9 protein-coding genes, 1 pseudogene and 1 riboswitch are annotated in these 12,477 nt (G+C 58.2%); of the genes and pseudogenes, 4 read left to right on the top strand and 6 right to left on the bottom strand.

Annotation, left to right across the window (positions count from 1 at the left end; genetic code table 11):
• Positions 1-76 precede the first annotated feature (76 nt).
• Positions 77-313 carry an acyl carrier protein gene (locus MLC59_RS18725; RefSeq protein ID WP_248237128.1) on the top strand — a complete coding sequence of 79 codons (237 nt, stop codon included), beginning with the start codon at positions 77-79 and terminating at the stop codon, positions 311-313.
• 67 nt (positions 314-380) lie between these two features.
• Here the strand turns inward: MLC59_RS18725 and MLC59_RS18720 are convergent, their stop codons facing one another.
• The 6 genes and pseudogenes from MLC59_RS18720 to yhbY all read right to left on the bottom strand — a co-directional run bounded on the left by MLC59_RS18720 (position 381) and on the right by yhbY (position 8,393).
• The gene (locus tag MLC59_RS18720) at positions 381-1,844 is read right to left on the bottom strand and encodes an oligosaccharide flippase family protein (protein WP_248237127.1); all 1,464 of its coding nucleotides are present in this window, start codon (positions 1,842-1,844) and stop codon (positions 381-383) included.
• A gap of 1 nt (position 1,845) precedes the next feature.
• Positions 1,846-3,279: an exosortase/archaeosortase family protein gene (locus MLC59_RS18715; RefSeq protein WP_248237126.1), complete on the bottom strand. Its 1,434-nt coding sequence runs from the start codon at positions 3,277-3,279 to the stop codon at positions 1,846-1,848.
• A gap of 263 nt (positions 3,280-3,542) precedes the next feature.
• Positions 3,543-3,623, bottom strand: a pseudogene (locus MLC59_RS20220) (PEP-CTERM sorting domain-containing protein); the annotation flags it as partial.
• Positions 3,624-4,322: 699 nt separating this feature from the next.
• Complete coding sequence (locus tag MLC59_RS18705; RefSeq protein WP_248237124.1) at positions 4,323-4,571, bottom strand: hypothetical protein; 249 nt, start codon at positions 4,569-4,571, stop codon at positions 4,323-4,325.
• A gap of 370 nt (positions 4,572-4,941) precedes the next feature.
• Positions 4,942-5,016: riboswitch (cyclic di-GMP riboswitch) on the bottom strand.
• Between the two features lie 289 nt (positions 5,017-5,305).
• Complete coding sequence (locus tag MLC59_RS18700; protein WP_248237123.1) at positions 5,306-7,930, bottom strand: tetratricopeptide repeat protein; 2,625 nt, start codon at positions 7,928-7,930, stop codon at positions 5,306-5,308.
• 160 nt (positions 7,931-8,090) lie between these two features.
• Entirely contained in the window at positions 8,091-8,393 is a 303-nt protein-coding gene (gene yhbY / locus MLC59_RS18695) for a ribosome assembly RNA-binding protein YhbY (RefSeq protein WP_248237122.1), read from the bottom strand.
• 149 nt (positions 8,394-8,542) lie between these two features.
• Here yhbY and rlmE point away from each other — a divergent pair, with 149 nt between their 5' ends.
• The 3 genes from rlmE (at position 8,543) to folP (ending at position 12,154) form a co-directional block, all read left to right on the top strand.
• Positions 8,543-9,163: a 23S rRNA (uridine(2552)-2'-O)-methyltransferase RlmE gene (gene rlmE / locus MLC59_RS18690; protein WP_248237121.1), complete on the top strand. Its 621-nt coding sequence runs from the start codon at positions 8,543-8,545 to the stop codon at positions 9,161-9,163.
• Between the two features lie 100 nt (positions 9,164-9,263).
• Positions 9,264-11,201 (top strand): ATP-dependent zinc metalloprotease FtsH, encoded by a 1,938-nt coding sequence (ftsH, locus tag MLC59_RS18685; RefSeq protein ID WP_248237120.1) that lies wholly within the window; start codon positions 9,264-9,266, stop codon positions 11,199-11,201.
• Positions 11,202-11,320: 119 nt separating this feature from the next.
• Positions 11,321-12,154, top strand: a complete 834-nt coding sequence (folP, locus tag MLC59_RS18680) for a dihydropteroate synthase (RefSeq protein ID WP_248237119.1) — start codon at positions 11,321-11,323, stop codon at positions 12,152-12,154.
• Positions 12,155-12,477: the final 323 nt, after the last annotated feature.

Here is a 12,477-nt window from a genome sequence, read left to right as displayed (position 1 = left end):
ACCTTCGCCACCGCGCCTAGCTCTCAAGGCTCTCAGTGGCTCAGTAGATCAGCGAATTAACCAAACGGGACACTAGATGGAAATTGATGAGCGGTTGGCGCAGGTTTTTCGTTCGGTATTCGATGATGAATCACTCAAGGTCGAAAGCCATTTTACAGCGGACAATATCGACAAATGGGACTCACTGAATCATATCAACCTCATTTTTGCGGTTGAGGAAGAGTTTGGAATTACACTGGGTACGAGAGAATTGGAGCAAATGGAGTGTGTCGGAGACCTGCAGGCGTGTATTGAGCGTAAAGGGGCTCTTTGATGTCTGAGTTAACTTCCGGCGCAACCGCTCGGGAGTTTGCACCAGGCGTCGGGGCTTTGTGAATTCTTTACCGTCTCCTGAATGTGAGTCCTGGCACTGACCGGGCCATCGACGCCAGCTGGTACCACTCGGATGTTCCGCGAAGGAGTAGGAAGGCCAATCCTACGATCAATGCCCCGGCCAAGAGAACGAAAACCGTTCCCCGGACAAGCAGGTCAATCAGCGGTGTTTCCCAGGGAAGTTCCAGATATGTTGTCAGGCTGGCACTTACTGCGGATGCCAGGACCGTGGGCAGAGCGAGGAACAGTAATCGTCCAATGTTAAATCCGGTTTGTCGCTCCAGGGCCGCCAGCAGAGCAATGGTGGTGGCTATGGCCAGCCACCCACGCCACCAGGCCATGTCGGACAGGCTGCCCGTGGCGAACCACAGTAGCAATGCCAGGATGGATACGGTTGACACCAGGTCAAACCAGAAAAGGAACTTGACTCTTCCCTGTGCAATGATGGCATTGCTGATGAGAGCAAACAGGCAGAAGCTGAAAAAGAAGAGTCCGAAAGGCTCCAGAAGTGAGGCATATTCCAGCCATCGAGTTCCCAGAAGTACGTGAATGATTAATTCCGGGTACAACATGATAAACGTCGCCACCGGAGTAAGAATGGTTATCATTAACGCGAGGCTGATGCGAATCCGGTAGGCGAGCATCTCCGACGAGCGCTTACCCTCTGCAATGGCCGCCAATAAAGGTTCGCTCATGGGAATAATGGCCGATAAGGCTGGCAATAAGCTGACCTCCCGCACCAGGTTGTAACCACCCAGTTGGCTGGTCCCGAAAAACCTCGACACCAGCAGGTTATCGATCTGGGACCGGGTAAACCCCACGATACCGCGCATCAGTAACCATTGCGAAAACCCCCATTGCTGGCGGAAGCGGCTGAGTGTCCAGCGGGGTCGATGGTGGTCCACTTTGTAGGAGCCGGCGGCAAGGATGGCAGCAGAGACCAGGTTGCCCGCGATGATGGCCCAGTGGCTTGGGTGGATAAAGGCAATACTGATAACGGTGAGAAACGATAACCCCTTCTGCCACAGGGTCAGCCGGAACAGCGGGCGGTAGTTGATCTCCCTCGCCAGCCGCATCATACCCGGGGTTTTCAGGGCACGGATGGGCAGCGCCAGGGCTGCGACGGACAGGGCGGCTGTGAGCAGCGGCTCCTCAAACCAACGTGCCAGGGCCGGGGCGGAGGCGATTACCAGCACTGCGATGGACGACTTGATGAGTATGTCCATACTCCAGGCGGTGTTGAGGTCCTCATCGTCCAGGGTTTCCTTCTGGACGATGTACTGCTGGTTGCCCGTTTCCACCAGTAACTCGAAGAATTGGAGCGCAATGGTCACCAGTGCGATGATGCCGAAATGCTCCGGCGCCAGCAGGCGTGCAAGGATCAGGGTGCTGATAATGCCCAGGCCCCGCTGCACAACCTGGATGCCTAGCAGCAGGCCGGCGCTCTTCAGTACCTTCAGGCTGGCAGACATTTCAGCGGGCTGGCTCCAGGGACAGGTTCTGCAGTGTGGACCGGACCCGCTCCACGGCGCTGTTGCAGCTCCTTGGTGCGCAGGTGCTCTGCACAGCAATGAGCGCGAAGCGGTTCTCACCGGACAGGGTGGCGGGTATCTGCAACAGCTTGGCCCTGGTGTAGCTCGACGTCATGTAACTGCCCACCTGGAACCGTTCGGCGATCACCACCTGACGCCTTTCGCTCAGGTGCTGATGGATACGGATATCGCTGCCGTAATCGGCACTCTGGTCAGTGCGAAACCAGGTGCCTCCTGGCACCCGTGGCGGCAGGTAGGGTACCAGTTTGTCTTCTCGACTCTCCTTGCGAGCCTGGGCCAGGTAGACCCAGGTCCCGGGGCCAGCACTCCACGCCTGCTGCGCAAGCCGTTCAGGCACAGACAGTGGCAACGGGAGTGATTCTGACGGCACAGCGGTCATGCCAGGCAATGTCAGCGTCCAGGTTGGGCTGTCCGTTGCCCGTGAATGGGCCAGGCTGATGCCCAGAGGACCAATCAGGAACGCTGCAACGACCACGGCGAACCCTTTGCCCAGAAGGCGGGGTGCCTGGCCAGGCGGCACTCCGGAGCGGCGCCGTACAGGCGCCAGCCACATGACCGGTATGACAAAGGCCGCATAGATGGCCCAGCCAAAGGTTTCGTGGTCTGCAACCAGGCTGCTTTCCATATTGCTCTGGTCGGCGATAACCACCAGGGCGGTGATGCGTACCCAGTTAACCACCAGCGCCAGTCCGGCGCCGACGGCTATGGCAGCAACCCAGCCCTTCCAGCGAAAGTCATTAAGGATGGCCATCATCATCGCCAGCAGAATGGAAATGGCGAAATAGCGAATGCCGGAGCAACCATCAGCGATCACCAGGCGGCCGTATGGCAGGGTGATGTTGGCGCCCTCTATCAGGGCGGTGATGCCCATGCCGGATACTAGTTTGGTCACGACTGTGGTAGCCAGTACCACAAGGTAGGGCACAAGATCTGACCATATCGGCAGGGAAAGCCCGAACAGTAATACATAGGGCAGGAAACGAAGCATCGCCCGAAAACCTAGCAGTGCCCATGCCAGCGCAAGCAAACCCGCCGGCAGCATCAGGTAGGTCAGGGTATCGATGCGCACCAGCTCCAGCAGTGCCCAGGCGGCGACGGTCACAATGAGTGCAAGACTGCCAGCGATGGGAAAGCCCCGTTGTGTGGGGCGGTCAGTGGGAGCGGGCGGGTGGATCAGCAATAGCCCGATGAAGATGGCAAACGTGGGCAGCCCGTGGGCAAGCACCTGCTCCCATTTCAGCCACTCGCCCACCAGCCGGAACCAGGTTGGCCAGAACAGGGCAACGGCGATCGCCGTCACGATCAGGTAGGGGCGTGAAAGGGGGAACTGGTCCAGTGTTTTCCTTAACATCATCTGCTCTACTGCGTTTCGTGAGGAGCGCCTCGAGGCGCGGAGTTCGGTGAGGCCAAGGGGCGTTACAAGTACACTTACTGTATCGGAATATTAGCTGATATGCTGAGTACTTTATTTGGACTGAGTTCTGATATTAATCATGCCTGATGGCAACCAATTGTGAGTTGTGGTCAAGTGTTAATAAAGCTGACGCAATGCAAAAAAGAAAGCCGGGGATTAGCCCGGCTTTCCTGGTACCAACTGGGCCACAGAAGTGGCTAGACTCAGGCCTTGCGACGGCGTGCTGCGCCAAGACCCACCAACCCTAAACCCAAGAGGGCAAGGGTACCCGGCTCGGGAACGTTTTCGGTCATCACAGTCAGGACCGAGTCCCTGACGTAAAAGTCACCCCACATAGACGTAACAGTAACATCTAGCAAACCGTCAGCGTTTAAGGCGGCGAGCGCTTCCACTTGCAGGTCGTTGCTAAAGTCATCACCGAAAGTAAAGTACCCAGTGTCAAAGTCGAACTCTTCGATGGTGAAGACGATCCACTCGGGCTGGAGTTCGTTCCAGCCTTGCCGGTCGTCCTCAATGCCGATCTCCAGTGTGCCGCTGAGTGCGGAGCCGAGAGTGAAACCGTTATCATTGATGTCGTGGGTGTAGCTATGATATTGAAAGGTGTTCAGTTTGACTCTTTGCTCAATAGTATCAACGATCACCCCAGCGGAGGCCGTTGATGCCCAGAGTACAGTTGCGGCAAGGGTTAGTCCAAGTTTGTTGATCATTGCTGCGCTTCCTTTTTTCAGTTGGGTTAGGTCCAGCAACTTTGGATAAGCAGGGATCGGGCCAATTTTTCTATGTTAATTTTATCAATGAGTTACGTTGGGGCCGAGAACGGAGGGGGTAGTTTGTGTAAAGTTTGTTGACGTGCAAGGAAAAAGCCGGAAGCGGTTAGGCTTCCGGCTTTGCGTGTTGCCCGAAAGGTCCGGGCATGGTGGCTGTTACGCCTGGCGCCGGCGGGCAGCACCTAGGCTAGGCCAAGCAGGGCTAGAGTTGCCGGGCTATGATACGGCAACTTCAAATTGCTGCCGCCCATTCTTTTTAATAAGGACGTTCGGAGTTTCATATTTCGGGCCGCTATAGATGTGGTTTCCCTTGACGCCCGGATCTTCCAATACCTCCTGTTCGCTCAGGTAACTGAGCAGATTGGAGTTAAGCTTGAACTCCATGAGTTCATAACCTTTGCTGATGGTAAAGTCGAGTCCGTCGTACCCCCCCCCCGTCGTATTGGTATATGCCACCCATTCCAAGAGCGAATCTCCGCCGAGATCGGTTCCAGACTAGCCCTGATCTTATACGCCAATACTATTATGATTGCCTTCGAACGAAATTTCGTCGTAGGTTACCCAGTGACTCGTTGACAAAGCCAATACTTCCGTCCCATTCAGCAATTGAGCCGTCAGCACCATCACCCGTCCACCGGATGCTCCATTTGGGAGGATTAGAAGAATCGTTCCAAAGGTAGTATCCAAATCCTTCAGTCAACGCAAGTTCACCAGAGACTTGGGTGCTACCCCGTATACTGCGGTGTCGCGGCAACTGAGAATGCCATCGCGGTAAGCGCGACACTCAGTCCAAGTTGTTACAAGTCCATATAAACCTCCAACTGCTTGTGGCGTTCCATGCAGCCAGGCTGTCTCTGTGAGACTCTTGGCTTTCCGCCCCATCTTCACGAATGGTTTGGCTAACGTAACCGGGGTGTTGCCCGGTGCCACTAATACAAAGCGAAATCCGGGCCATCTTTTAAATCAATAAAAAAACAATAAGATAGGTTTGTTTTTTGGGAGGTGTAAAGAAAACCGACGCAGAAAAATTGGTGTCGGGCGCTTATCGCGCCATATGACAAAATTTAACAAACTAGTGTGTCAAAAAAACTGACGCGGCATAAAACGAAGGCACGTTACATTACGGTTAGTGTTCATCCCCCCCTCAGCCAACGGGTAGCTGCAAAGGGACGGAGGACGAGTGAGAATAGTCAGCTTGGCTAGAGCGCCTGGTTCACGGTCTCCAGGTGCTGCTTGATCTCTTCACTGTCCGGCGCCAGCGCGAGTGCTTCTTCCAGCACGGGCTTGGCCTCTTTATTGCGTCCGGCCAAGTGAAGTATCCAGCCGTAGGTGTCCAGGATGGGCGGGCTCTGCGGTGCCAGGTCCCGGGCCTGTTCGGCCAGGGTGATGGCCCTTTGCTGGTCACGCTCCCGCAGCAGCCAGGCCAGGTTATTGAGGGCAATGGCATTGTCTGGCTGGCGGCCGAGGGCGGCTTCGTAGCTGGCAATGGCTTCACTGTCTTCTCCATTGGCCATCTGGTGTTCCGCGCGCCTCAGGTGAGCGGCCGGGTTTTCCGGTGAGGCTTCCACCCAGGCGTCCGTCAGCTCGGCAACATTTGCAGGGGAGTGGCGCTTGGCCAGGTTGACCAGGCTGGGCAGCAGCGCCGGGTTTTCGGTTTCCTGCCAGCGTTTGTCCAGGTGTTCAAAGGCAGCGGATTCATTGCCGCTCTTTGAGGCCAGCAGGCTTGCGCGGGCGAGGTCAGTGGCCGCATGTTCGCCGTGAGTGGCTTCCAGTTCATCCAGCGTGGCCAGGGCCTCGTCGTGTTTGCCCTCGGCCGCAGCAATGCGCACCGGTATCAGGGCAATGTTGAGATTTTCCGGGCGCAGCGACGCTGCTTCGCCGGCCCTGGCCCTCGCTGTGGACCAGTTTTCCGCACGGGCTGCCTGTTCCGCCTCGGCAACCAGTAACTGAAGCTTGACGGTTTCAGACTGCTCGGTCTGCTGGTCTTCCGGTACCTGGACCAGGAGCTCGCTTGCCTCTTCCAGCTTGCCTTGTTGTACGAGGATCTGGGCGGCCAGGATATAGCTGCTGGTGGCCAGCTCTTCATGTATTTCGGCAGTCTGCCCAAGCCAGGACACAACCTCGCCCGGCGCATGTTCCTGGGCGTAGGCCCGGCCTGCAGCCTGCAGCAGGTTCAGATTGGCAGGTTGCAACAAGGCTGCCTCCACGAGGGTGTCGGTGGCTTTTTGATACTCTCCCTCGCTCTGGTAGATAGTAGCCAGCGCGGCCAGTGCAGGCAGGTTCTCGGGCATGGCCTCAACCTGGTCTTCCAGGCGTGTCCGCGCCGCCTCGGTTTCACCAAGCCGGTGCTCTGTTATGGCTGCCAGGGTGACGGCCTGGGGTTCGTCAGCGAAGCCGTTGATCAAGGACTCGGCAACTTCCTTCGCCTCGGTCTCACGGTCGGTATTGAGCAACAGGGCGAGGTAACTCTGGGTGACGGACCAGTCAGTGGGTGTTTCCGTAAAGGCGACTCGCATTTGTGCAAGCGCCTGTTCAGTCTGGCCTTCTTGCTGGTAGTGGCGGGCCAGGGCCAGGTGCAGGCGGGAACGGGAGCGGTCGAGTTCAAGGGCCTTGCTGAGACTGGCAACACCGGTATCGGTATGATCGGGCAGTGACAGCGCCAGGATGCCATGCATGGCCAGTAGTTCCAAGTCATTGGGGCGCGCTTCGATGGCCCGGGCCAGGGTGGTCAGGGCTTCTTCGCGCTTGCCACTGTCGATCTGGGCAATGGTGGCGGCGCGGATAAACGGCGTTGGGGTGGTTTCTGCATCAATACTGCCGGCCAGCAGGGCCTCGGCGTCACCGGTGCGACCTTCCTGCAGGCTGAGGGCGCCCAGCATCATGGCAATGCGTTCGTTATCCGGGTTTTGCTGCAGCAACTCTTCCAGGGTCGTGCGAGCGGTGGACAGGTCGCCCCGCTGGATGGCCTCGATGGCCGATTCAGCACGCTCCCGGGTATCCGAGCTGGTGTTCTCCGCCAGTATTTTGTTGTAAACCTGTGCTTCGGTGATGCGGCCCTGCTCTGTCAGACTGCGGGAAAGCAGGGTGAGGATGCTGCGGCGCACTGGCAGGAATATGTCCGACGTAGGGACTGCCGCGGTGGCATCGGTCAGTACCTGGGTGCTTTCGTCGATGTTACCCATGCGGTAATGGGCCAGGCCGGTCAGGTAGAGCACTTCGGCATTCTCGCCGTTCTGTTCGGTCCACTGGTTCAGGGTATTTACAGCGGCATCGGCCTCACCGCTCGCCAGCATGGCCTTGGCAAGGGCAGTGGTGATTTCCGCGTCGGCGGGGTGGCTTTCCTGCAGGCTTCGTAACTGTCTGAGGGCCTGCCCGGTATTGCCCGCCAGTCGCTGGCTTTCGGCTTTCAGGTAGTCGTATTCTCGCTGTGCGGAGTCATTTTGGGGCTGGAAGCCATCCAGGGCTTCGCGGGCAGACAGGTGCTTGCCTTGCAGGATGTAGCCCCGGGCCAGGGGCAGGGTCACCAGATCAGAGTGGTCCTCCTGCCAGGGTTCCAGCAGCTCGGTGGCCTGTGCTCCGGCGCCGAAGCTGTTGTATATGCCTGTCAGCACCAGTACGTGGTCCACGTTGCCTGGATCCTTCTGTATGGCGTTGCGGACTTCCAGCATGGCTGAGCGGTACTGGCCCTGGTCGGCGTAGGTTTCAGCGCGGGTGATGTGACCGGCCGCTTCGGAATTGGTGTCGTCGGAGCTGCTGCAGCCTGCGGTGAATACGAGGATGAAAGATGTGGCGGCAGCGGCCAGGAACCGGTGAGCGGTTTTCATGGTTTCGATCCTTCGAACAGGTTTGATTGGTTTTTAACCGTATCCTAGCGCCAATGTTACTTTTTGGATAGACGGTTTTTGCAGGGCGGGGATTTATCGGTGGTTGCGTGCCGTCCGTGGCAAGGATGTGGTTTCAGGCAGTGTCAGCCCCGGGAGGGTTTCAGCGCGAGAGGTTGCTGAGTTTGGGGTTGGGCTGCTTGGCGCGACGCATAACGATGGCAATCTTGCCAATGGTTTGGACCAGCTCGGCCCCGGACTGGCTGCACAGCTCCTGAATTACTTCGGCGCGGGCGTCCCGGTCGTTACTGGCCACTTTCACCTTGATCAGCTCGTGGTCATCCAGGGCCCGGTCCAGCTCCTGCATCAGGCCCTCGGACAGGCCCTTGTCGCCAATAATAATGATGGGCTTCAGGTTGTGGGCGATGGCGCGGTATTCGCGACGCTGGGCAGACGAAAGGCTCATTATGAAGTCTCTTGATCGGTGCTATTAAAAGATAGTAGCGGACAGTCGGGAGAAATCGAGGCCCCGAGGCCGTATAATCGCGGCATGATATCAGAGAAGCCCGTCTGTTGGATGGGCGATTGCACTTACAGTTTTACCCGGGAGGCACCTTGGCGCGCTCGAAATCCAGTGATCGCTGGTTGAAGGAACATTTTGACGATGCCTGGGTCAAGAAGTCCAGGCAGGATGGCTATCGCTCGCGGGCCAGCTACAAGCTGATCGAGCTGGATACGAAAGACAAGCTGTTCCGCCCTGGCCAGACGGTGGTGGATCTTGGCGCAGCGCCGGGTGGCTGGACGCAGGTGGCGGTTGAAAAGGTGGGCGACAAGGGCGTCGTGGTTGCCAGTGACATCCTGCCCATGGATCCGGTCGCCGGTGTGGACTTCGTTCAGGGCGACTTTACCGAGCAGTCGGTGTTCGATGAGCTGATGTCAGTTCTGGGTGATCGGCCCGTAGACATTGTGATTTCAGATATGGCCCCCAATATGAGTGGTAACCCCGCCGCGGATATTCCGCGTGCCATGGCGCTGGTGGAGCTGGCGCTGGATATGGCCACGCAAGTGCTGCGCCCCGGGGGCGTGTTTGTGGCCAAGGTGTTTCAGGGAGAAGGTTTTGATTCGCTGCTGGCGGACATGAAGCGTTCGTTCTCGTCAGTGGTCAGCCGCAAGCCGGATTCGTCCCGTGCCAGGTCCCGCGAGGTGTACCAGGTGTGCAAGGGTTTTCGCGGATGACCGGTTTCTGGTGGTAGCACGTACAATTGGTGTAAGGTAACCGATAACAGGCCGCTGTGGCTCAGGCCCCGGCTGCCCTGCAATTCACAGGTGATGATCCTTGAACGATATGGCTAAAAATCTGGTTTTGTGGCTGATAATTGCAGCCGTACTGCTGATGGTGTTCCAGAATTTCACTCCGACGACCACCGGTCAGCAGGTCAACTATACCCAATTCGTCCAGATGGTGGAGCAGGGCCAGGTGCGCCAGGTCACTATCGACGGACTCAACATTGAAGGGCAGCGCAGCGATGGCTCGCGCTTCGAGACGACCCGTCCGCCAATTCCGGACAACCGTCTGATGGACGATCTGTTCAGCAACAATGTCGAAATTATCGGCAAGGAGCCAGAGCGCCAGAGCCTGTGGACCCAGTTGCTGGTGGCCGCGTTCCCCATCCTGATCATCATCGCGCTGTTCGTGTTCTTTATGCGACAGATGCAGGGCGGCGGTGGCGGCAAGGGCCCCATGTCCTTTGGCAAGTCCAAGGCCCGCCTGATGAGCGAGGATCAGATCAAGACCACCTTTGGTGACGTCGCAGGTTGTGATGAGGCCAAGGAAGACGTGAAGGAGCTGGTGGATTTCCTGCGGGATCCCAGCAAGTTCCAGCGTCTCGGTGGCCGCATTCCCAAGGGCGTGTTGATGGTGGGTCCTCCGGGTACTGGTAAGACCCTGCTGGCGAAGGCCATCGCAGGCGAGGCCAAGGTGCCGTTCTTCACCATCTCCGGTTCCGACTTCGTGGAAATGTTCGTGGGTGTCGGTGCCTCCCGGGTGCGTGACATGTTCGAGCAGGCCAAGAAGCAGAGCCCCTGTATCATCTTCATCGATGAGATCGACGCCGTGGGTCGCCATCGTGGCGCTGGCATGGGCGGTGGTCACGATGAGCGTGAGCAGACCCTGAACCAGTTGCTGGTGGAGATGGATGGCTTTGAGGGCAACGAGGGCGTTATCGTCATCGCTGCTACCAACCGTCCGGACGTGCTGGACCCCGCGCTGCTGCGCCCCGGCCGTTTTGACCGCCAGGTCGTGGTCAGCCTGCCGGACATCATTGGTCGCGAGCAGATCCTCAAGGTGCACCTGAAAAAGGTGCCCCTGGCTGACGGTATCGAGCCGGCGGTGATCGCCCGTGGTACCCCCGGCTTCTCCGGTGCTGACCTGGCGAACCTGGTGAACGAGGCGGCGCTGTTTGCGGCCCGTCGCAACCAGCGCCTGGTCACCATGGAAGAGCTGGAGCTGGCCAAGGACAAGATCATGATGGGCGCCGAGCGCAAGTCCATGGTCATGAACGAGAAAGAAAAGCTCAACACGGCCTACCACGAGTCCGGCCACGCCATTGTTGGCCGGCTGATGCCGGAGCACGACCCGGTGTACAAGGTGAGCATTATTCCCCGTGGCCGTGCCCTGGGTGTGACCATGTTCCTGCCGGAAGAGGACAAGTACAGTCACTCCAAGCGTTACCTGATCAGTTCTATCTGCAGCCTGTTTGGCGGTCGTATCGCCGAGGAGCTGACCCTGGGCTTTGAGGGCGTGACAACAGGGGCTTCCAACGACATCGAGCGTGCCACCCAGTTGGCCCGTAACATGGTCACCAAGTGGGGGCTTTCCGAGAAGCTCGGCCCGCTGCAGTACGATACCGAGAGCGAAGAGCCGTTCCTGGGTCGCAGTGCCGGTCAGAGCCATACGGTCTACTCTCCGGAGACGGCCCAGCGTATCGATGAGGAAGTGCGCAACATCATCGACACCTGCTACGAGAAGGCCAAGCAGATCCTGGTAGAAAACCGGGACAAGCTGGACCTGATGGCAGAAGCCCTGATGAAGTACGAAACCATCGACCGCTTCCAGATCGATGACATCATGGAAGGCCGTTCTCCGCGTCCGCCCAAGGGTTGGGGTGACGGCTCCGGTGGTGGTGTGACCATTGACCAGCCTGAAACCGGCACCCTGTCCGACAACGACGGTCGTGACACCGGCTCTGCCGGGCAGCCTGCAGGCGAGCACTGACCGCCTGTCAGTAACGTCCGTAGAATAAAAGCGCCGCCTGAGAGGGCGGCGCTTTTGTTTCAGTCGGACCCGTTCTTTTCGTATTATTTCTCTCTACATTGAATCAGGCAGGTTTTGCTATGCAGATGACGTTCGCCGGGCGTGAGCTGGACATGGGGCTTTGCCATGTCATGGGGATTGTAAATGTAACCCCGGATTCGTTTTCTGACGGCGGTTGCTATAACTCAGTGGATCTTGCGGTCCAGCGTGCCCGGGAGATGGTCGCCAGTGGTGCCACATTTGTGGATGTGGGTGGCGAATCCACCCGCCCCGGTGCGGCGCCGGTATCTGAACAGGAAGAGCTGGATCGGGTTTGCCCGGTGGTGGAAGCCATTGCCCGTGAGGTCGATACGGTTATTTCCGTAGACACCAGCACACCCTCGGTTATCCGGGAAACCGCGCGCTTCGGGGCAGGCCTGGTCAATGATGTCCGGGCACTGGAGCGGGAGGGTGCCGTGGAGGCCGCCGTGGAAACCGGCTTGCCGGTGTGCCTGATGCATATGAAAGGCGCTCCCGGAACCATGCAGGAAAAACCGGAATACCGCCATGTGATAAGGGATGTGGCCACCTACCTGATGGACCGTGTGAGGGTGTGTGAAGCCGCCGGCATCCCGGCAGAGAGCATCCTGCTGGACCCTGGCTTCGGGTTCGGCAAGACCCTGGAGCACAACCTGCAGCTACTGGCCACGCTGGAGCAGCTGCGGGTGCTGGGCTACCCTCTGCTGGTGGGCATGTCCCGCAAGACCATGCTGGGGCAGATTACCGGGCGCGAGGTAGACGAACGCTTGCCGGCCAGCCTCGCAGTCGCCACAATATCGGCCATGAAAGGCGCATCGGTAATACGGGTTCATGACGTGCGCGAGACCGTGGATGCGGTGAGGGTGGTCGAGGCCATGCGGGCGCAGGGTTATTGATTTTTAGCCGCGGAATCCACGGCCCTTCGACAGGCTCAGGGCGAACGGGGCGCCCCGGAAAATTTCTTTAGCCCCGGAAAACGCGGCCCGTCGACAGGTCCACTTCGTCAAGCTCAGGGTGGTCCTTCGGGAGGCTCGTGGTGACCGTTTGACAGGCTCAGGGTGAGCGGGGAAAGGTTTTAGCCACTAAATCCACTAAAACCACGAAAAATTACAGCTATGATCTTTCTTGGTTTTTTTGGTGGGTTCCGAGATGGGATGGTCTCCTCCCCACTCCAAATCGGCGTCGCGATGCGCCAGGATAGATGTTACCGACACTATCC

Source organism: Marinobacter bryozoorum (genome assembly GCF_023156245.1).
Lineage (GTDB): Bacteria > Pseudomonadota > Gammaproteobacteria > Pseudomonadales > Oleiphilaceae > Marinobacter > Marinobacter bryozoorum.
This window is presented reverse-complemented; position numbering and strand designations above follow the sequence as displayed.

What these genes read in the sequence shown, in the direction of transcription:
- MLC59_RS18725 (WP_248237128.1), top strand. Translation starts at nt 77, where the DNA reads ATGGAAATTGATGAGCGGTTGGCGCAGGTTTTTCGTTCGGTATTCGAT.
- MLC59_RS18720 (WP_248237127.1), bottom strand. Translation starts at nt 1,844, where the DNA reads ATGTCTGCCAGCCTGAAGGTACTGAAGAGCGCCGGCCTGCTGCTAGGC.
- MLC59_RS18715 (WP_248237126.1), bottom strand. Translation starts at nt 3,279, where the DNA reads ATGATGTTAAGGAAAACACTGGACCAGTTCCCCCTTTCACGCCCCTAC.
- MLC59_RS18700 (WP_248237123.1), bottom strand. Translation starts at nt 7,930, where the DNA reads ATGAAAACCGCTCACCGGTTCCTGGCCGCTGCCGCCACATCTTTCATC.
- yhbY (WP_248237122.1), bottom strand. Translation starts at nt 8,393, where the DNA reads ATGAGCCTTTCGTCTGCCCAGCGTCGCGAATACCGCGCCATCGCCCAC.
- folP (WP_248237119.1), top strand. Translation starts at nt 11,321, where the DNA reads ATGCAGATGACGTTCGCCGGGCGTGAGCTGGACATGGGGCTTTGCCAT.